General features: G+C 35.4%; 20 protein-coding genes. 8 read left to right on the forward strand and 12 right to left on the reverse strand.

Annotation, left to right across the window (positions count from 1 at the left end):
- Positions 1–68 precede the first annotated feature (68 nt).
- Positions 69–974: an NAD(P)/FAD-dependent oxidoreductase gene (locus BCI01S_RS18825; protein WP_047944024.1), complete on the reverse strand. Its 906-nt coding sequence runs from the start codon at positions 972–974 to the stop codon at positions 69–71.
- Positions 975–1,112: 138 nt separating this feature from the next.
- Between BCI01S_RS18825 and BCI01S_RS18830 the strand changes: the two genes are divergently transcribed.
- Complete coding sequence (locus BCI01S_RS18830) at positions 1,113–1,646, forward strand: sigma-70 family RNA polymerase sigma factor (protein WP_095320609.1); 534 nt, start codon at positions 1,113–1,115, stop codon at positions 1,644–1,646.
- Entirely contained in the window at positions 1,630–2,754 is a 1,125-nt protein-coding gene (locus BCI01S_RS18835; protein ID WP_061800675.1) for a hypothetical protein, read from the forward strand. Before BCI01S_RS18830 ends, BCI01S_RS18835 begins: the two co-directional genes overlap by 17 nt.
- Positions 2,755–2,823: 69 nt before the next feature.
- On the opposite strand, the gene hflX is transcribed toward BCI01S_RS18835, so the two are convergent.
- Together hflX and BCI01S_RS18845 are read right to left on the reverse strand one after the other, a co-directional pair.
- A complete protein-coding gene (gene hflX, locus BCI01S_RS18840; protein ID WP_061800745.1) occupies positions 2,824–4,080 on the reverse strand; it encodes a GTPase HflX in 1,257 nt (418 codons plus the stop codon).
- A 538-nt stretch (positions 4,081–4,618) separates the two neighbouring features.
- The gene (locus BCI01S_RS18845) at positions 4,619–5,176 is read right to left on the reverse strand and encodes a DNA-3-methyladenine glycosylase I (protein ID WP_061800677.1); all 558 of its coding nucleotides are present in this window, start codon (positions 5,174–5,176) and stop codon (positions 4,619–4,621) included.
- A 203-nt stretch (positions 5,177–5,379) separates the two neighbouring features.
- Here BCI01S_RS18845 and BCI01S_RS18850 point away from each other — a divergent pair, with 203 nt between their 5' ends.
- Genes BCI01S_RS18850 through BCI01S_RS26250 form a run of 3 tightly spaced genes read left to right on the forward strand, consistent with a single transcriptional unit; the run spans position 5,380 to position 7,273 of the window.
- Positions 5,380–6,312 (forward strand): RNA polymerase sigma factor, encoded by a 933-nt coding sequence (locus BCI01S_RS18850; protein WP_016201423.1) that lies wholly within the window; start codon positions 5,380–5,382, stop codon positions 6,310–6,312.
- A gap of 53 nt (positions 6,313–6,365) precedes the next feature.
- Positions 6,366–6,998: a helix-turn-helix transcriptional regulator gene (locus BCI01S_RS18855; RefSeq protein WP_268874870.1), complete on the forward strand. Its 633-nt coding sequence runs from the start codon at positions 6,366–6,368 to the stop codon at positions 6,996–6,998.
- Between the two features lie 47 nt (positions 6,999–7,045).
- Positions 7,046–7,273, forward strand: a complete 228-nt coding sequence (locus tag BCI01S_RS26250) for a WYL domain-containing protein (RefSeq protein WP_268874871.1) — start codon at positions 7,046–7,048, stop codon at positions 7,271–7,273.
- Positions 7,274–7,375: 102 nt separating this feature from the next.
- Here the strand turns inward: BCI01S_RS26250 and BCI01S_RS18860 are convergent, their stop codons facing one another.
- The 3 genes from BCI01S_RS18860 to BCI01S_RS18870 all read right to left on the reverse strand — a co-directional run bounded on the left by BCI01S_RS18860 (position 7,376) and on the right by BCI01S_RS18870 (position 11,286).
- Positions 7,376–9,067, reverse strand: coding sequence for a methyl-accepting chemotaxis protein (locus tag BCI01S_RS18860; RefSeq protein ID WP_047944021.1), 1,692 nt, complete (start codon positions 9,065–9,067; stop codon positions 7,376–7,378).
- A gap of 307 nt (positions 9,068–9,374) precedes the next feature.
- Positions 9,375–10,703: a branched-chain amino acid transport system II carrier protein gene (brnQ, locus tag BCI01S_RS18865; protein ID WP_061800679.1), complete on the reverse strand. Its 1,329-nt coding sequence runs from the start codon at positions 10,701–10,703 to the stop codon at positions 9,375–9,377.
- A gap of 106 nt (positions 10,704–10,809) precedes the next feature.
- The gene (locus BCI01S_RS18870; RefSeq protein ID WP_047943978.1) at positions 10,810–11,286 is read right to left on the reverse strand and encodes a GNAT family N-acetyltransferase; all 477 of its coding nucleotides are present in this window, start codon (positions 11,284–11,286) and stop codon (positions 10,810–10,812) included.
- A 135-nt stretch (positions 11,287–11,421) separates the two neighbouring features.
- On the opposite strand from BCI01S_RS18870, the gene BCI01S_RS18875 reads away from it, so the two are divergent.
- The gene (locus tag BCI01S_RS18875; RefSeq protein ID WP_047943977.1) at positions 11,422–11,898 is read left to right on the forward strand and encodes a DsrE/DsrF/DrsH-like family protein; all 477 of its coding nucleotides are present in this window, start codon (positions 11,422–11,424) and stop codon (positions 11,896–11,898) included.
- Between the two features lie 58 nt (positions 11,899–11,956).
- On the opposite strand, the gene BCI01S_RS18880 is transcribed toward BCI01S_RS18875, so the two are convergent.
- The 4 genes from BCI01S_RS18880 to BCI01S_RS18895 all read right to left on the reverse strand — a co-directional run bounded on the left by BCI01S_RS18880 (position 11,957) and on the right by BCI01S_RS18895 (position 16,469).
- Entirely contained in the window at positions 11,957–12,826 is an 870-nt protein-coding gene (locus tag BCI01S_RS18880; protein WP_061800681.1) for an aminoglycoside 6-adenylyltransferase, read from the reverse strand.
- A gap of 124 nt (positions 12,827–12,950) precedes the next feature.
- Positions 12,951–14,525 (reverse strand): hypothetical protein, encoded by a 1,575-nt coding sequence (locus tag BCI01S_RS18885; protein WP_061800683.1) that lies wholly within the window; start codon positions 14,523–14,525, stop codon positions 12,951–12,953.
- A gap of 317 nt (positions 14,526–14,842) precedes the next feature.
- Positions 14,843–15,814: an LCP family protein gene (locus BCI01S_RS18890; RefSeq protein WP_047943973.1), complete on the reverse strand. Its 972-nt coding sequence runs from the start codon at positions 15,812–15,814 to the stop codon at positions 14,843–14,845.
- Between the two features lie 19 nt (positions 15,815–15,833).
- Complete coding sequence (locus BCI01S_RS18895; protein ID WP_061800685.1) at positions 15,834–16,469, reverse strand: helix-turn-helix domain-containing protein; 636 nt, start codon at positions 16,467–16,469, stop codon at positions 15,834–15,836.
- 384 nt (positions 16,470–16,853) lie between these two features.
- Between BCI01S_RS18895 and BCI01S_RS18900 the strand changes: the two genes are divergently transcribed.
- Together BCI01S_RS18900 and BCI01S_RS18905 are read left to right on the forward strand one after the other, a co-directional pair.
- On the forward strand, positions 16,854–17,696 hold the full coding sequence (locus BCI01S_RS18900; RefSeq protein ID WP_047943971.1) for a sulfite exporter TauE/SafE family protein: 843 nt from the start codon (positions 16,854–16,856) through the stop codon (positions 17,694–17,696).
- Complete coding sequence (locus tag BCI01S_RS18905) at positions 17,696–18,076, forward strand: DUF1634 domain-containing protein (protein ID WP_047943970.1); 381 nt, start codon at positions 17,696–17,698, stop codon at positions 18,074–18,076. Before BCI01S_RS18900 ends, BCI01S_RS18905 begins: the two co-directional genes overlap by 1 nt.
- Before the next feature lie 105 nt (positions 18,077–18,181).
- Here the strand turns inward: BCI01S_RS18905 and BCI01S_RS18910 are convergent, their stop codons facing one another.
- Both BCI01S_RS18910 and BCI01S_RS18915 read right to left on the reverse strand, forming a co-directional pair.
- On the reverse strand, positions 18,182–18,685 hold the full coding sequence (locus tag BCI01S_RS18910) for a hypothetical protein (protein ID WP_047943968.1): 504 nt from the start codon (positions 18,683–18,685) through the stop codon (positions 18,182–18,184).
- Positions 18,682–19,155: a hypothetical protein gene (locus BCI01S_RS18915; protein ID WP_047943967.1), complete on the reverse strand. Its 474-nt coding sequence runs from the start codon at positions 19,153–19,155 to the stop codon at positions 18,682–18,684. The genes BCI01S_RS18910 and BCI01S_RS18915 overlap by 4 nt, the downstream gene beginning before the upstream one ends.
- Positions 19,156–19,240: the final 85 nt, after the last annotated feature.

The following is a 19,240-nucleotide window of genomic DNA, read 5'->3' on the forward strand; positions in this document are numbered from 1 at the left end:
AGATGGGAAGGTTCTTAACTTCCCTTTTTGAAACAATAGGAGCATAAGAAGTTGGCCATTTGATTCCTTTAGAATCTTTCCAGCATAAGATCAGTATTTACGGCTATAGCTGCTTTGCTTCCATCAGCAGCAGCAAATAGTAAGGATGATGCCCCTTCTTTTTCGGTTTCTCCAGCAACATAAACATTCTTTTGGGATGTTCTCCCTGATCCATCTGTTACTAGCACTCCATTTTCATGGACATCTAATCTTAGCTGCTCGACAAACTGATTGGAACGATAATAAGAAGGAGAAACAAAGCCCCCCGTTCTATTAATCTGCCTTCCTGATGTAAATACAACTTGCTGAAGATACCCGTTTTCTCCTATTAAGCTCTTTATTGGTTCGGTAACGATTGGAACATTCCGCTTAAGAAATATTTCTTTTGTATTTTGGGAAATCGCTGCACCATTTGTTGCTATTACTAAATCCTTCGACCAATTATAAACTAACCTTCCCATATGTAATGCTTGTGCTTCCGTGTAAGCAATAATAAGAAGAGCTTGATCTCTTAGCTCCCAGCCATCGCAGTATGGGCAGCTAAAAAGGCTTTTCCCATAATATTGTCTCGCATTAGGAATGGGAATGACCTCTTGCACACCAGTCGCTAAAATGATTTTATCTGCTAAGTATTCTTTATGTTTTTTCGTTTTAACAAGAAACACTTCAGCCTCTCTTAACTTTTCAATTTCCGTTACCGTATCCTTATAGGGAGAAATGCTCGGATAATTCATTAAATCATTCATCCCTAAATCCTTAAACATCTGCGGATTTATTCCATCTCTTGTTAGAAAGCCATGTGATTCATGACTTACTCTATTTCTATTCGTCCCATCATCAAAAATAGCCACACTTCTTCTCGCTCTCCCCAGTGTCAGCGCAGCACTCATCCCAGCTGGACCACCACCAATAACTATACAATCAAGAATATTCATCTCCATAGATTCCCCCTTTTTCTTCTATTTTAAGTATATGAACGACATTGCCTTCGTAGTGCTAGAATAAATTTGTAAAAAAAGAAACCGTTCGTCTGTTTGTTTTGTCTAATCTGTAGGTAGAAAGGAGAGGGAATTGTGGAGAAGCAAGAAAAAGATAAATTGCTTACAAACGCGATGGATGCATATGGCCATTATTTATCCCGACTTGCCTACGCCCTTGTGAAAGATAGGGAAAAAGCAAAGGACATTGTGCAGGATGTGTTTATTCGTTATTATTTGCAGCTTGATCAATTTGAAGGTCGATCTAGTGTGAAAACATATTTATATCGTATAACGGTAAATGAATGCCGAAACTACTTTAAAAGCTGGGCTTATCGAAAAGTCGAAGTTTCGAAGATTAAGAACACTTTTCTGATCCATAAAGAAACACCCGAAGAAGCCTATTTAAAACAAGAAAGTAAAAATTATCTTGCCGACTTACTTAATAAACTGCCAATAAAGTATAAGGAAGTCTTATGGTTATATTACTATGCTGAATTATCTACACAGGAAATCAGCGAGATATTAAACTGTTCCAGCAATACGGTTAAAACTAGACTAGCGAGAGGACGGAAGAAAGCACAACTAACCATGAGTGAGGAGGAGATAAATCATGCCAAAGAACATTAAACAATTATTTGATGAAACAATCCCAGCGGATATCACCCTTTCCGAAGAAAACAAACAAAAGATTTTACGAAATGCAAACCAGCAAATGCAAAATATTAATCAAAGAAAACGAATAGTCCGTCCAATATTTAGTGTAGTTGCCATTATTAGTCTTCTCCTTATTTTAATTAGTCCTTCTCTAGTAAACCGGCTTTCAACACACTCTTCTTTTCATACACCGCTGGAAAAAGTAACTATACCAAATGTTGATTATTCATCTTTAATCCATTCTTTCTATATAAAGGAAACGAACGAATTGATTTATGCTGATAAAAAAAACATTTATTCTTATTCCCTCACATCGCACTCACAGCAAGTACTTGTCGAATCTAGTGCAAACATTGATACATATGCACTGACAGCAAATGCGCATTGGCTTGTGTGGGGAGAAAGAAATAATAAGCTTTTTATTAAAAATCGAAAAACACTGTCGCAGAAAGAATATAAAAAAGACATTATAGGAGATGTTCAATTGAAAGGAAATACATTAATTTATGATGATACTTCTGGATATAAGCAGTTAAATTTATCAACACTTAAGGAAACTAGCATTCATGGTTTCACGGGAATTGCCAGAAACAGTAAAGCTGATTTAAATCGTAATTTACTTGTTATTCCTGAGCAGTTTAAATCAAATAACAGAAATAAAACGGAGTTTTTTGTCTATAATCTAACCAGCCGAAAACAAGTTGGGAAATATAGCGTTCCCTATAAAGCAGCTGAAAACGTTACTTTAATAAATAATAAAATATATGCAGCCTTTTCAAATGAGGATGAGGGACCATCTATTTTAGGGTATATTGATCTCTCTAATGGAGAATTCCATGAAATCCACACACCACCTTTCACTACTTATGCTGTCTATAAAAATTACATCGCATTAAGTGTAGTGGAAAAAAATACAGATACAGTTAAACTATATCAATTAGAAAATGAAAATTTAAAGGAACTACCCATATTCAATAACATAAAAGAACGCCTAGTCATGCCCCGTTTCACCGATGATGGATCCTTAATAGTAAACGGAGAGGCAGCAGATTTTTCTATGTACTTGCAGGATGTAGAATGAGAGCAGAGGGACGGTTCTTGCGCTTCCCTTTTTCAAAAATAGAAGCCGTAAAACGTCCCTCTGCGTATTTTATATTACGTATTCTCGATAACGATTATAGTCTTCTTCTTTGCATTCGATAGATAGGAATATTCCTTCTTCCTTATATTCTGTTGAAAGGATATTTGCCTTTTCCGTCAAATAGGATAATACATTCCCTTTATCATACGGGATAGTCATTTCACAGGAAATATACTGCTTAAAGACATTTTTAGAAATAGCTTCCACTAGTTCATTTATTCCAATTTGCCTTTTAGCAGAAAGGTAAACTCCATCTGTTCCTGCCATCGATGTATCTCCTGCTGCTAAATCTATCTTATTAAAAGCATAGATAGCTGGGATATTTTCCGCGTTAAGCTCTTTTAAAGTCTTATTAGTCACATTGATTTGCTCTTGATAATTTGGATTAGAGTAGTCAACGACATGAATAAGCAAATCAGCTTCCGCCACTTCCTCTAAGGTCGACCTGAATGCTTTTACTAATTGGTGCGGTAATTTACTAATAAATCCAACTGTATCTGTTAATAAAAAGGATTTATTATTTGGCAATGTAATATTGCGCACTGATGTTTCAAGGGTTGCAAAGAGCATATTCTTTTCAAACACCATTTTCTCGGTTGCAGCATGATATTTTTCAAGCAGCACATTCATTAAAGTCGACTTCCCAGCATTCGTATAGCCAACGAGTGCAATACTTGGCAACTCTTTCTTTTTTCGCATCTTTCGCTGGTTTTTACGTTGGACCACGAGCGTATCTAATTCTTTATGCAAGCGACTAATTCTGTCTTCAATCCGTCTTCGATCCAATTCAAGCTTCGTTTCCCCTGACCCTCTATTTATAAGGCCAGATCCTCCTCCTTGACGACCTAGTGATTCTCCTAAACCAGCTAATCGAGGCAGCATATATTGCAATTTTGCGATTTCAACCTGGAGCATCGCTTCTTTTGTCTTCGCTCTTTGAGCAAATATATCTAAAATCAATACTGTTCTGTCAATGATTCGGCAATCTGTTGCTTCCTCTAAATTACGAACTTGGGAAGGAGACAGCTCATCATTGAAAAGAACAGCCTGCACGTCCTTCTCCGCAAGCAATGCAGTTAACTCCTGCAGTTTCCCTTTCCCAATATAGTGTCCAGAATGAACCCGATCCAACTTCTGCGTTATCTCTCCCACTACTTCTATATCACAAGCTTCTGCCAATTGAATTAGCTCTTCCATTGAATTAGCAAAGTCTTCTTTCTGATCATAATGAACGCCTACTACTATCGCTTTTTGTTTTCCTTCCATTCCTGTTCCTCCATTCTGTTCATAAAAAAACACACAGGTGGCCACCTGTGTGTGAAGCAATCGGAATAAGGAAGAGGAATAGTATATATATAAAGTAAACCCTAAGTCTAAAATGGGTTTCTAAAGAAAATATTATTCCATTTTAATAAAAAGAGAGCATAATTCTCCCCTTTTACACCACATCATTATAAATAACGTTAATGAAAGGTTGCTTTTAAAAATAGGCAAACTAATCCCGATTACTCTACACACAGGCAGAGCCTTTAAGTACTATAAAATTAGTTACATAAAGTATACAATCGAGATAGAATTCCACATCTTAAAGCAACCCTCCATTCATCTAATTAACATTATTATACCATAAATGGGAAGTAGAGGGGCAATTTTTCTGTTTTCTGCTGAATATTTTTCTTATAAGAAAAGCGCTGGTTTAGTCAAGCTTCCCCTTGTACTCTCGATACTTTTTTGTAAGATTCCTATCCAGTTTGTTTAAAAGCTTGGAATACTTTCAAAAACAGGAGAACCTCCTCGATTTCCTTTATTCTTTATGAAAAGCACAGCTAGTTATGTGGTCGTTGACTATTCCGACTGCTTGTAGATAGGAATAGATAGTTATGGGTCCTACAAACTTAAACCCTCTTTTTTTCAAATCTTTGCTGACTTTCTTTGATAGGTCAGTTTGCGCTGGTATTTCGCTGTCATACTGCCAATTTGATATGATTGGTTTTCCATCTACATAAGACCATAAAAATTCAGCAAAACTTCCGTATTCTTTCTGTATTTCTATCATTGCTAAGGCATTGCTTTTAACTGATTTAATCTTTAACGGATGTTTCACAACCTCTGTATTAATTCGGATATTTTCCAACTCTGTTTCTGTTAGGTTTGCACAGTATTCTAAATCGAAATCGTGAAAGGCCTTTTTGTATGCTTCTCGCTTTTTTAAAATGATTGACCAAGACAATCCAGCTTGTGCTCCCTCTAGTACAAGCATTTCAAACAAATATCGATCATTATGACTTGGAATACACCACTCTTTATCATGATATTCTCGCATCAAGTCACTGGAATTTGCCCAGGCACATCTAGTTTCCATCAAACCATCCTCTTTTAAAAATTATTCTTATTCTTAGTATAATCCAATTAACCTGACAACAGTATGTCATATTTTGAGATCGCTTCTCGCTTCTCGCTTCTCTTTTCTTTGGATGATACACTTAATAAAAAAAATAATTTTACCCGTTTAATTTTGTTCTACCTGGCCGTTATATATAGGAAAAGACTTTAGGAGGTAAAATAATGAAAAAAATGTTCACTAAGCATTTTACAGAGGAATCAAGAAAATTATTAAATGAATTGGAAGAAATGATTTCATCCTACTCCGAATCCTTATGGAACTATTGTAAATATGTTACAGGTTCCCCTTGGGATGGAGAAGATTTATTTCAAGATACAATTATTAAATCATTTGGAATGGTTCCACAAAGGTGGCATGAGATTACAGATAAAAAGAACTATCTTTTTCGAATCGCGACAAATACTTGGATTGATCAGTGTAGAAAAAGGAAAAGAGAGATTGGAATCTTAGAAGATATTCCAACCCCTTCCGTTGCTTTTACAGATCATCTACTCTTAGAAGAAATTCTACTTTCTTTGGAATCAAATTTAACGCCTAAACAAACAGCTGCCTTTCTTCTTCTAGATGTTTTTCATTTTAGCGCCGAAGAAGTTGCAGGAATTGTAAAAAGTACTCCAGGCGGGGTCTATTCTTCCGTTCAACGCGCTCGAAAAAAAATTAAATCCTTAGACTTTTCTAATTCTGAAACATATACAGAAGCTAATTTTGCACAAAAAGAAACTATTCAAGCTTACCTGCAGGCATTCAATGAAGGAAATTTAGATAAGATGTTACGTCTTTATAGTGATTATGCTCAAAATGAAGCTTTCCTTGGCTTCCAAGAGTATTCCAAAGACGAAATGCGTAACGGCTCTCTCATCTACGGATTACCCGGACATACAGCAATGTCAAAAATCTTATGGGGAAAACCTGTTATTATTGTATTAGCAGAAATCGATGGGCAATTAAAAATTCACGATATTCAAATACAAGAAATCGAGAATGGCAAAATCGTCAGCCACCAAAGCTACTTCTTCCGCAAAGAATTTATTTTAGCAGCAGCCGAAGAATTAGGAATAGAAGCTCAATTAGATAAACCACCATTAAAATGGTGACAGAGGAGCGGTTCTTCCGTTTCTCTCCATATTCCACAATAAGGAGTCTTCCCATGAAAATAAGTAGACTGTTTCAAATTATCTATATATTGCTAGAAAGAAAAATGATCACGGCTAACGAACTAGCCGATAAACTTGAAGTATCTGTTCGAACTATATACCGCGATATTGAAGTTCTTACGGAGTCTGGCATTCCTATTTATACAACCCAAGGTAAAGGTGGCGGAATTACCTTGATGGATCAGTTTGTACTCAACAAATCACTCCTTTTAGACAAAGAGCAGGATGAAATACTATTTTCCCTGCAAAGTCTATCTGCCACTAATTACCCAGATACAAGCGATATTTTAGCGAAACTAAGTCATCTATTTCAAAAAAGCGAAACTAAGTGGATTGAGGTAGATTTTTCAGCATGGGGCAGTGATACAAAAAGAAAGGAATACTTCTCCCTTTTTAGACAAGCCATTCTAGAGCGTCATATCCTCTCGTTTCACTATATCAATTCGAATGGGGAAAAGAGCTTACGGCGAATTCTTGCGACAAAATTATTGTTTAAGGATAAAGCCTGGTATTTAGAAGGTTTTTGCCTAGAAAAATCGGCGAATAGAACTTTTAAAATAAACCGTATGTCTAATATAGCTTTAACTAATGAAATTTATGACAACATAAAAAAACGGAAGAATTAATTTTAAATGATTCTTTGGATGGGGATTATTTAGAATGGGCAGACTTAGTGCTCAGAATTAGTTCCAGAGCCAGTTATCGGATTTATGATGAATTTGAGGAAAAGTATATCTCAAAAGAGAAGGATGGCTATCATATCATTTGCACCTCTCATATAAAAGGGGAATGGTTATACAGCTACCTATTATCCTACGGGAATTATTTAGAAGTGATCGAACCCACAGACATAAGAAATGAAATAAAAAGGAGAATTCAGCAAATGATGAATCAATATTGACTTTGCCATTAATTCTTTGGTTTTATTGCTGACTTAGCATACACAAAGGGACAGTTCTCCCTCCTTCCCGAAGAAAAGCAGGAGTATCGTCCCTTCATATTCTTATACTTTAAATCTACTAATTAGTTCTTGTAAATTCTCCGCTAAATTCGATAAGTCGGAAGCAGAGGACGCAATTTCTTCCATGGATGCAAGCTGTTCTTCTGCTGAAGCTGCCACATTTTGAGAATGCATAGAAGTATTCTCTGATATGTTAATGATTCCAGATACGGTTGATGAAACTTGGTGCGTACTTGCAGAAATTTGTTCAGAGGTTGCCGCCATATCCTCCGTCAACTCTGTCATTTTTTCCATAAAGTGATAAATCTCTTGAAAATTATCCTTTGTTTGATTAACAACTTCCAATCCTGCTTTTACATCCGTATTTACTTTTTCCATCGATTGATTGGATTGTGTCATATCTTCCTGTATTGTTTTAATCAATAAGGCAATTTGAGAAGATGATTTTTGAGATTGCTCTGCTAATTTTCTCACTTCATCTGCAACTACCGCAAAGCCTTTCCCATGTTCTCCAGCTCTAGCCGCTTCTATGGCCGCATTTAATGCTAATAAATTTGTCTGGTTCGCAATATCTGTAATGACCTTTGTAATTTCTTCAATCTCTTGGGATCGATTATCTAAATTCTTCATTACCTTTCCACTTATTGCCACAGAACGATTGATTTCGTGTATTTGGTTTACAGTCTTATCCACAAAAAAGCTGCCTTCCTTTGCCTTCTCTGTTGTACTTTTACTCATATCAGTAATAATAACAGCATTAGCGGCAATTGATTGAATCCCTTTTGAGACCTCTTCTAAAGCAAACGAGCTTTCCTGAACACTAGTAGTCGATTGATCTGCCCCATCCGCAACTTGCTGTATAGATTCTGTTATGGTCTCTGTTGCTTTGCTAGTCTCTTCCGCACTTGCTGTTAATTCTTCTGAAGAAGAAGCAAGTCGCTCAGAGGACAACATCAATTCATTGACCATCAACTTAAGGTTGTCTGCCATTTTATTATAGCTATCTGACAAGAGACTTAATTCATCACCAGCATTGTCTTGAATATTGTTTGTAAAGTCGCCTTCTCCAGCCAATTTTAAGGCAGCTGTTAAATTAGAAAGTCTCTTTTTCAATTGACTTGTATAGAAGTATACGACAACAGAGGCTAACACTATCATCATCACCAAGACCACGATAAACTTCCATAAAAAGGAGGATATAATACTATCAATAATTTCTTGAGAAGCTCCAACATATAGAATTCCAATAACTTCTCCTGCTTTGTTCTCTAGAGGCATGTACGCAGTTTGATACAATTGGCCAACTACATTTGCTTCCCCATAAAATCTTTCTCCTTGATCTAATACTGTACTCACAACTTCTGGGGAGGCCTGTGTGCCAATTGCTCGTTCTCCATTCATCATGACATTCGTCGCAATGCGTGTATCTCCTTGGAAAACAGTTACGGTATCACCAGTATCCGCGCCTATTTTATCTACAACCTCAAAATTATCATTGAGAACCGTATTTCCTTTATATAGTTTATCTTCTTTGATTTCCCAATCACCTGGATATTTATTATTTATATACCGATAAGCAAGTCCAATATCCCCTTTTGCTTTCTCTGTAGCAAATTGTTTCATTCCTCTTGTTATTTCCTGATTTACTAAAAAACCGATAACCCCAGACAGAACAATAATAATTGCAAAAACAATTATATTTATTTTTGTTCCTAGCTTTAATTTTATTTTCATACCTTTCACCCTTGTTCCCTGTTCATTTTCTTTATATTGCTCTGCTTCCCCCAAGTAGAATCATTAAGCGTTAAAAAAATACTCTTAATAAAGAGTATTTACTACACCTAATTACAGATTGACCTGTTATAAGCTACCACCCTAACTTACATGACATCCCTTGACTCTTTTATAAAACACTAATAGCACTATTACTATCGGTGTATTATTTAGAATGTTTATCAAATAATAAACTTGATAAATATGGTAATAAAAAGACGGTCCTCCCGCTTCCTCTATGGAATGCAGGAGAACCGCCCTCTGCGTACTATTTACGAACGAAATATCCAATCACCGCACCAATAAGGGCGGGTAAAACCCAGCCTAACCCTATCTCGTAAAAGGGGAGAATATTCTCGTAAAAATGACCAATCTCCTCAAAAAAGCTAAGCTTAGCTTCTGGGATGCTTTTTACAAGTGCTTGATAGCCATCCAATATACTTACAAAGAATGTTAGCACCATTGCCGTTAGGTACACACTTTGCTTGCCTTTGAATAATGGCGAAAAAAGAGCAAGTATGATAAGCACAATTGCTAAAGGGTATAAGAACATGAGCACAGGTACTGCAAATAGAATAATTTTATTTAAGCCTAAATTGGCAAATAAGAAAGAAACAACACATAGACTAAGCACAAAAGTCTTATAGCCAATCTTCGGAAATACTTCATGAAAAAATTCACTACAAGACGTTATTAATCCAATACTTGTTTTTAAACAGGCAAGCACAATGATAACCGCAAGCAAAATGCCGCCAAAAGGACCAAAATAATGCTTAGCTACTGCAGCAAAGATAAGTCCGCCATTTTCAAAAGTTCCTACAGCTTGTACACTAGAAGAACCCATATAAGTGATAAATCCGTAGATAAGCATCATTAGCAGCATGGCAAATATTCCTGATTTCCATGTTGTCTTCGCAATACTCTTTACATCCATAATCCCCTTCCCTTTAATAGCGCTAATCACCACTATACCAAAGGCTAGAGATGCTAGAGCATCCATGGTGTTGTATCCTTCTTTAAAACCTGTCATAAAAGCATTATTTAGATATGCTCCCTGTGGCTCTTGAAAGCTCCCCATCGGGCGAACAACACTTACTATTATTAATAAAAATAAAAACAGCAGAAAAGCAGGAGTCAGATATTTCCCAATCACATCCATAATCTTTGCCGGATTTAAGGAAAAATAGTAAACCAGTAAAAAGAAAAGAAAACTAAAAATAGCTAAAAATAAAGCAATATGGCTATTAGCGACAAACGGTTCAATCCCTATTGCAAATGGAACTGTCGCTGTACGTGGAATAGCAAAGAATGGACCAATCGTTAAATAAAGAAATAACGAGAAGAGAAATCCGAACACTGGATGAACGCGACTTGAAAGCTCGCGCAGGCCATTGCTTCCTGATAAGCCAATTGCTAATATACCGAGAAAAGGAAGCCCAATCGCTGTTACTAAAAAGCCAGCTAGCGCAAGCCAAAAGTTTGTTCCCGCAAGCTGTCCAAGCTGAATAGGAAAAATTAAGTTTCCCGCTCCAAAAAACATACCAAAAAGCATCGTCCCAATTAGAGCATAAGTTGAAAAAGAAATTCTTGATTGCATAAATCTAATACTCCTTTATAAATACATATAAATTAGATAATACGGGAACGTTTAAAAGTACACAACAACTTTTTAAATGAATTTTCAAATAATACCTTCTAGACTATTAAAGAACTTTCTTCAAAATCTCTCCTGGCAGGCCTTCTATTTCTCCAATCCATGCTGAAGTAAATCCTCTACTCACTAATATTTTTCTCGAGGCTCTATTAGCAGGATCTATAATTGCCTTTATTACCTTTATATCTGTATGCTTCACTAATGACATCAATCTATCCGCAACCAGACCGCCATATCCCTTCCCCCAATGTTCTGGCAAAAGCATATAGCCAAGTTCTGCTTCAGCAAGCTCTTGCTCCGTTAAAGTCACATGACCAAGCCCTATAAATACTTCTGAGGCTGGTTGAAAAAAAGCATATGATCCAAAGATCTGATTCTTGTCATTGCGGATCAATAATTTCTCAAAGTCAGCCTTTGCCTCTTCTAACGGAATAGCTCTTTCTGTAATCTGGGCCATCACTCGCTCATTAGAAACTAATTGGTAATATAACTCAAAATCATTTGCTGTAAATTTACGATATAGCATGACTGCTCATCACCTTCCTATTATATCCGCTTTTTTCTATTCTCTTCCGTAAATATGACAATATAGTGAAATCCGCATATCCAAAACTATTTGATGAAAGCTAAAGATATTCTTAAACAAGAAAGGAATTTTTCCATGGAAAAAAAATTAAACGTATTAATGTTTAGCGGGGACTACGATAAAGCAATGGCTGGTTTCATTCTAGCTAATAGTGCCCGGGAAATAAATGTGGAGGTAACCATGTTTTTCACCTTTTGGGGGCTTTTATTACTTCGTGATCCCGAAAAAGTCGATTTGGAAGGTAAGTCCTTCTATGAAAAAATGTTTAGCACCTTCCAACCTAAAGACGTAGAGCAGCTTCCTTTATCTAAAATGAATTATGCTGGTCTAGGTAAAATAATGATGAAGGAAATGCTTGAGGAGGAAGAAGCTTCACCACTTATAGCTTTCTTAAAAGGGGCAAGAAAAAAACAAGTTAAGTTTCTTGCCTGCAAATTATCAGTTGATATACTTGGATTTAAGCAAGAAGAGTTTTATCCAGAAGTCGAAATTGTCGACGCTAAGGTTTATCTTAAAGATGCTTTAAAGTCTGATATTCAGCTTTTTATTTAAAGGTTCCCATATCATCAAAAGGCGGTCTCTGCTGCTGCAAAAAAACCGCCTATTATCTTTAATATACCTCTGCTGCATTAGGCTTCAATTGACGAACATGGTTTAAATAAGCTTTCACCCCTTCCGCCTCTTCTAAGGGATAAAGAAAATCCATCTTTCTGCCAACTTCTAATCCGATTTCCTCAAATAATGCTGTCATAGAAAATAACGATTTCCAGACTAGACTATAATCGTCACTCGGATAGGTATGCATGAGCCTTTTCCATGTATCATCATCAATATACTGTTTTAAGTATTTACTGTTTTTTCCTACACTAAGGGAAAAATCTGTTTCGATGCCTACCTTCCATTCCAACATTTTTAACAGCATCACCCTTATGATATTCATATGGTCAATCGCATAAAGAATTTCTCTTCTCCATAATCCCTTAACAACATAGGTAGAGACCCACCAAAATTCGTTACAGCAATCAGAAAATTGTTCGGCAGTTGGCTTTTTTACCCAATAATCTTTATCTGTACTAGGGGGTATACAAGGGAGACTATTGTCTTTATCTAAGAGAATCACCGTCAACCCATCCTCCTGACAATACTTGTTCTTTTCCTCCAGCGGAACAAGGGTTAAGTCGATGCGGTTACCATCCGTAAATAGCATAAGATAGGAAAATTTTCCGCCTAGCTCTGCCGGAAAAAGCGAGGAATCCTCTGGGGTTTGCATAATGATTCGTTTCCCAAAAACATCAATCCAGTTAGGCTCATTCAAAAAAGATTCCATATCATCTACTAGATAAACAATATCAAAATCCTGAAAAGCATCCTTCGGTACATTTGGATTTGTTCTCGAGCCATTCATGCAAACAGCTCTTACTCTCTTATCCTGATTAGCCACTTTTAACACTAAATCTAATATTTGCTTCTCTGTTCTCATGCTATCCCTCCAATTATATTTATTCATATGTTTCTATTATTCTATTTATAATTGGCGGGGCACGAATCCAGCTCCAATGTCGTTATAAAAATCCCTCAAATAGGTTCATAAAAGCCACTCCTTTCTAATAGATAATATACGGACCAAAATATACAGTTAACAAAATAATGTGTACACCAACAAAATAGATAATCCTCGGTGCACCTGTCCATTCATTGATACGTTTTGTTAGTATGGATAAAAAATAGGAAATAACCGCAAATAATAACAAATAAAAATAAGTACTGCCCGTAAATGTTAGGTACTTAGGTGCAGTTGCAAGTATATTCGGAACAAAGAAACGATCCTTCCATATAACTGCTGCAATCAAATAGATTCCAATTCCGGTATAGAAAATCCACGGTGGATTGTAATCAACCTTTCTACTAAAAAATACATACATGAAAATAACAAATAGTATTGGCCACAATAACCATATAAAGGAAAGTGCAAAGGCGAAAAAAGAGGTGGAAATCATTCCAAATGTTTTGCCAAATGCCTGCAGCCAATCCTCAGATGTATGTTTTATTTGTTTGTTTATTTTTGTAATTTCATTGGAAGAAACATAGACTTTATTGCCATCTCCATGTAAATCCATCCATGCAATCATATCTTCATTTAACCATTGTGGAATAGTCGATATCGCAGCTGTATTGCTTCGTCGCTCCGTCTTTGTACTTCCGTTTTCCCCTATTTCCGATTCATAAATATTGAATCCAGTCTTCTCATTATATTTCGTTTCTGTATAACCATTCGCCTTAAATAGCAGGCGCGGCTTTCCATCCCTAAAGGTAAATGCAACATCTGAAATTTCTGTTAGCTTCCCATTCTCCCTTGCAGGATCTTGGAACGTTAACTCATATTGCACAGCCTCTTGTCCTTTTGTAATATCAATTTCTGCATAATAGTTGAAAAACTCTGGTTTTCCTTGCGTTAATTCTAATTCCTCTTGAAGCAATAACGCCAGTTTTTGATCTTCAAACGTAAAAGATATGCCATTTACTATCTTCCCAGGATCAACCTTTACCTTTGTTTCATATAAGTGGTTGACTTTCCCATCTTGGACACGAGATAAAGCAAGGTCAACATTGCCCTTTTCCTTTGCAAATAATAGAAGGTGAATGCCATCCGCATTTTCCTCTACTGCTAACTTTTCCTTTTCTAGATCAATATCCATAATTTCCGACGTTTCTTTTGTTTCAGGATTTAATTGAAAAAGCTTATTTTCTTTTATATAGAGAATAGTTTTCTCGAGTGGAATAAACTCCTCTACATCCGCAACTAATTGTGTCTTATCTTGGTCAAAAATATTTTCATAATCAAAATAAATAAGCTCATCATTTCCCTGATATATTTGTGTCCATTTGTCTACAGGTATATCATAATTTTTCTCTTCCTTGATCCTAAAGTCATTGGTCATGATAGCCGTCTTTAACTTATTTTCCTGAAAGAAAGAGAACAAGTAACCTCCATCACCCGTCTCCTTGATTGCCGGCAGTTTATTTACTTCAGATTGTCCAACTAACAATCCTTTGCTCCAATCCGGCCCTGGCTGCGCTGTCACCTTAGAAAAATTTTCAAAAAACAATAAAAACAGTCCTAATAAAATCAGCACCCCTGGTATGATCCAATATAATTTCTGTAGTATCCAGGTCTTCATCTTATTCCCCCATATTGTTCCAAATAAATTCTCTTTGTATTATGAATAAAATAATAATAGCATATTTTCTGACAAAATATGCTAGAGAATTCTATTCATTTCTTTTCTTACTCTCATTGTATACAAACTATATATAGGGAAATCCCAAGCATAAAAAAAGTGTTTCACCATTCAAATTTCTTGTTCTACCAAAAAAATATTATTCTAGTAAACCTTATTATCACTTAAAACAATCCTCATCCATAATTAGGATGAGGATTGTTGCTGAACTAAGTCTATAGAAAAGCATAGCCATCAGCAAAGGAAGATTTATTTGATTAATTACCTGCCTTTCCTTCTACAAGTCCATGTCCATCAGCTAAAAATTCATTTAATACTCTTGCGTTTTCATCCATGTCTATTTTTAATACTGCTCCCACATTAACCGTATCATTTTCATAGGAGTTCTGAACTGGAATTCTAATACGGTCCAAATCGTCTGATTTATTTACTACTAACCCTTTTGTTATCGACAATATTGTAGGTGTATCTAAGTTTGTCTCAATATAAGGCGTAACAGTACCTAGGATTTTAGGTAAATTCACTACACTGTGTATACTAACTGCTTGTTCTTTCAGCTTTTCTATTGCTTCCTGCTGTCTCTCCACCCTGCCAAAATCACTTAATCGATCATGGCGAAAACGGACATAACCTAATAACTGATCGCCATGTAATACTTGTTTCCCTGGATGTAATGTCATACCAATCCCATAGGACATCTCATATGGTATATCAACTTCAATTCCTTTAGGAGCTACTATATCTACAATTTTGGAAAAACCCTCAAAATCTGCAATCGCATAATAGTTAATATCAATACCAAAGTTCTCTTTCAAGGTTTTTCTTACTAATTCAGGTCCGCCATAAGCAAATGCCGCATTCATTTTTTGATATCCTATTTCCGGAATATTTACATATATGTCTCTCATAATAGAGGCTATTTTCATTTTATGTGTATTTTGATTATAATGCACAATCATTAGTGTATCCGTTCTAGCATGTTCCTCTCCTCGCGAATCACTTCCTAACAACATAATATTAATTTCTCCAAATTGTGGCTCAGGTCCTTCAAAGTCTTCAAAACTACTTTCTATTTTATTATTTCCTTTCATTTGGGTTGCTTGTTTTAAGCCTTTATTATATTGATAAACAGAATAAAAAACGGCTAAAGCAAAAATAAGAATTGCAAAACCAAAAACCCTCTTCCACCTTATTCCCTTTTTTCTTTTTACTCTCGTATTATTTTCCATTCTATATCTCCTTTATTCTCTAACCCTTTGCAGGCAAAAGCTTAGCCGAAATCTTAATTGCTACCGCATCATCTAAATATCCGATTGGGAAAATGTAATCCGGAATAACATCAACGGAAATTATAAAATAGATAAGAGCGGCTCCCATAACAGCTAATTCCGTAATATTTCCTTTTTTGTTGGAAAAACGTTGATAATACTCTTTTAGTTGTTGTATGAATGGTCCTACCCCTTCTACTTTTTGCACTTTTTCTTCAAATTTATCAGCTACTAATCCCTTTCCTTCATCAGTCAATGCATAATGATTATATTTTTGAAGCTGTTCTTGCACTTCTTTGATAGAAAAGGTCTCCTTATAGTGGTTAGAAGAGAATAATTCACTTTGAATGGTTTCGATAGAATCGAAGATATCTTCTGATTGACTTGACACTTCTGAAGTTAAATAACCGGCCGCTGTAAACATTTTATCTACAGGAAAATCAAGAAACTTTGCAAATTTTTGAAGATGTTCTGGGGTTGGTCTTCTTTTGCCGTTAATTATTCGTGAGATTGTAGCTGTGTCAATATTCGTTAACACACTGAGCTTTCTCATTGACATAGCATTTTTCTTCAAAAGATTTTTTAATAATAATCCAATCTCATTGATGTCCCTCATATTAGATTAAGCTCCTATCTTTTATTATTCTTTTATATTAAGAATTTGTAATATTAACACGCAATATACTACTAAAATAGCGGACTGTTGATTTTTTGTCAACAAACAAATCGTTTTCTATTATCTATCCCTATAAAAAACGCATAAACATCTATGAACTTATGTCTATGTATGGGTTATTACTTGATTAGAACATTAGAATGAACAAATATATTGACATATTGTCAATGAAATAGTATGGTTCAAATGACTTACAACAAATCTTTGTTTTCTTTTAAACTATCATTCTAATTCTTAAGTAAGAATTAGTTTTCATTCGATTCTTTTATGTAGAGATTTACCACTATGTTTAAGACATTACCTTATTCACTAGGAGGCTATGTAATGCTAACTTTCATTTTACTTCTTTTTATTTGTATTTTTGCCGGGCTTCTGGGCTCTATCCTCGGAATAGGTGGAGGGATTATTCTTACTCCAGTTCTAACACTAGGATTTGGGTTTGATATCCACCATGCGATTGGAGCAAGTATAATATCTGTTATTGCAACAAGTTCCGGTTCAGCAGTAGCATACTTAAGAGATCGAATGCTCAATATTCGCGTGGCCATGTTTTTAGAGATTGCTACTACGGTTGGAGCGATCATAGGAGCAATCTTAGTAGGCATTCTCTCGCCGACTCTTATGTTTATTTTATTTGGTTCTTTCTTACTTTACTCAGCGATCAATATGGTACAAAAGCTCCGTTCGGGCGAAGAAGTATTGAAAAAGGCGCAACCTGACTATTTATCGGACAGGCTAAAACTAAATAATACATATTATGATAAAAGCCTAAAGACACAAATTGATTATCAAGTCGAAAAAGTCCCAGCAGGGTTTAGTGTGATGTTTGGGGCAGGATTAGCTAGTGGGTTACTAGGGATTGGCAGTGGTGCCTTTAAAGTAATGGCATTGGATACATTTATGAAAATGCCACTCAAGCCTTCTAGCGCAACTAGCAACCTAATGATGGGAGTTACTGCTGCTGCAAGTGCAACTGTATTATTTTTCAACGGCTCTATCTTACCAGAAGTTGCTGCTCCCGTTGCTATTGGGGTATTAATTGGATCCACAATTGGAGCAAAAGTAATGCAAATATTACCAGCAAAATGGATCCGAATTATTTTTATTCCACTTTTATGCTATATCGGTGCTCAAATGATATTAGAAGGATTTGGGGTGAAATTTTAATGGAAGCACAAAAAAAAGAACAAACTTCTGAAGAAGAATTAGTCATTATTGAGGAAACAATCGGAAAAATACTTAGATTCGGGGTTCTTGTCTCTGCCCTAATTATTTTTGTAGGCATTATTACTTATTTGATTACAAATAACTCTGGTTATAAGGAAACGTTCCCTACTAATTTTAAAGACATTTTTATTGGGGTTGCTGCATTTAAACCATTTGCCATTATTATGCTAGGTCTCTTTTGTTTAATCCTAACCCCTGTATTAAGAGTTGGAATATCCTGTTATGCTTTCTATAAAGAAAAGGACTGGTTATATGTTGGAATAACAGCCATAGTATTAATAATATTATTTATCAGCTTCTTAATTGGTTATACTTCTTAAAAAAAGGGCTTGTTTTCTTCCTGAAAACAGTCCCCGTTTTTATTCATCCTGTTAAAATATCCTCTTTCGGATAACAAATCTTGATTTATTTCATACGGAATTCGGCTAATATTGTTTCTCTCCATGTTCTTTAATCAATCTGTAAAAGATAATCCAAATGCTAATAACTAATAAATAAATAACAAAGGAATAATAAATCGTATATCCATGTTGATAATGAAAAATCCCTATCATGCCACAAATTCTCTCTATCGCAACACTCACAAGGGCCCAGCCTAAAATGTATAACAGCGTAAAATTAGGTTTAATATGGAAGAGATCATATAGATAAAAGAAAAGGTAGCTTATCGGGGCATACATTACATGGGAAAAGAAATCCATTATTTCAAAAGAAGAACTGTCATTTATTATATAATAACGCACTGGTAAAATACTTAACGTATGGTCAAAAACGAAACCAAAAAAAATACCACACATGAGATATATACTCATCGTCTTTTTGGTAAAACGCCTTGGGAGCAATATCACCAATAAAAATCCCAAAAAAATCGAGATAAGGATACTCCACTCATTTAAACTAAAATGAAAATCATAATGTAATTCTTTCATTTTTCTTCCAACTCTCCTTTATCCAGGCCAATAAACCAGCGGGCTATCCACCATACTAAAACTATTGATATAACATACAAAAGAGCAGAATATAACTGATTCCAATTCTCGAAGGCAAGAAGATCTGCCCATATATAGATCCGATCCTCCAAGCATAAAAACAACACAATGAGCCCAGTAAATAGTAATCGCCATTTTGTCTTCCATGAAGAGCAAAGGATACAAATAGACAGGAGAATTTGAAATGGTATCACAATAAATCGGCAAATATACATAGCAAATGAACCTTCAACCGTGCGAGTAAGAGGGACCCAGTGCAAATTAACATCTAATATTGTAAATATCGTAATTGTTAAAATTCCAATAATAAAGTACAAAAAAACAATCTCCGTAAGCATTAAACCTTTCGGAACAATAGCAAATACAATCAATACTATACATGCTAACAGTGACATAATAGCGATGGACATAAATAATCATCCTTTAAAAGGTTTGGCATATAACATGTAATATGCCCAAGAGAAACAATATTATTTCCAAAATAAACTATTATTG

Origin of the sequence: Niallia circulans NBRC 13626 (assembly GCF_001591585.1) — a bacterium.
Classification (GTDB): domain Bacteria; phylum Bacillota; class Bacilli; order Bacillales; family Cytobacillaceae; genus Niallia; species Niallia circulans.

Excerpts from the sequence above, each read along its gene's own strand:
- BCI01S_RS18885 (WP_061800683.1), bottom strand. The coding sequence starts at position 14,525 with ATGAAGACCTGGATACTACAGAAATTATATTGGATCATACCAGGGGTG.
- BCI01S_RS18890 (WP_047943973.1), bottom strand. The coding sequence starts at position 15,814 with ATGGAAAATAATACGAGAGTAAAAAGAAAAAAGGGAATAAGGTGGAAG.
- BCI01S_RS18915 (WP_047943967.1), bottom strand. The coding sequence starts at position 19,155 with ATGTCCATCGCTATTATGTCACTGTTAGCATGTATAGTATTGATTGTA.
- BCI01S_RS18845 (WP_061800677.1), bottom strand. The coding sequence starts at position 5,176 with ATGGAAACTAGATGTGCCTGGGCAAATTCCAGTGACTTGATGCGAGAA.
- BCI01S_RS18900 (WP_047943971.1), top strand. The coding sequence starts at position 16,854 with ATGCTAACTTTCATTTTACTTCTTTTTATTTGTATTTTTGCCGGGCTT.
- BCI01S_RS18905 (WP_047943970.1), top strand. The coding sequence starts at position 17,696 with ATGGAAGCACAAAAAAAAGAACAAACTTCTGAAGAAGAATTAGTCATT.
- BCI01S_RS18855 (WP_268874870.1), top strand. The coding sequence starts at position 6,366 with ATGAAAATAAGTAGACTGTTTCAAATTATCTATATATTGCTAGAAAGA.
- BCI01S_RS18850 (WP_016201423.1), top strand. The coding sequence starts at position 5,380 with ATGAAAAAAATGTTCACTAAGCATTTTACAGAGGAATCAAGAAAATTA.
- brnQ (WP_061800679.1), bottom strand. The coding sequence starts at position 10,703 with ATGCAATCAAGAATTTCTTTTTCAACTTATGCTCTAATTGGGACGATG.
- BCI01S_RS18860 (WP_047944021.1), bottom strand. The coding sequence starts at position 9,067 with ATGAAAATAAAATTAAAGCTAGGAACAAAAATAAATATAATTGTTTTT.
- BCI01S_RS18910 (WP_047943968.1), bottom strand. The coding sequence starts at position 18,685 with ATGAAAGAATTACATTATGATTTTCATTTTAGTTTAAATGAGTGGAGT.
- BCI01S_RS18875 (WP_047943977.1), top strand. The coding sequence starts at position 11,422 with ATGGAAAAAAAATTAAACGTATTAATGTTTAGCGGGGACTACGATAAA.
- BCI01S_RS18870 (WP_047943978.1), bottom strand. The coding sequence starts at position 11,286 with ATGCTATATCGTAAATTTACAGCAAATGATTTTGAGTTATATTACCAA.
- BCI01S_RS18895 (WP_061800685.1), bottom strand. The coding sequence starts at position 16,469 with ATGAGGGACATCAATGAGATTGGATTATTATTAAAAAATCTTTTGAAG.
- hflX (WP_061800745.1), bottom strand. The coding sequence starts at position 4,080 with ATGGAAGGAAAACAAAAAGCGATAGTAGTAGGCGTTCATTATGATCAG.
- BCI01S_RS18880 (WP_061800681.1), bottom strand. The coding sequence starts at position 12,826 with ATGAGAACAGAGAAGCAAATATTAGATTTAGTGTTAAAAGTGGCTAAT.
- BCI01S_RS18825 (WP_047944024.1), bottom strand. The coding sequence starts at position 974 with ATGAATATTCTTGATTGTATAGTTATTGGTGGTGGTCCAGCTGGGATG.
- BCI01S_RS18835 (WP_061800675.1), top strand. The coding sequence starts at position 1,630 with ATGCCAAAGAACATTAAACAATTATTTGATGAAACAATCCCAGCGGAT.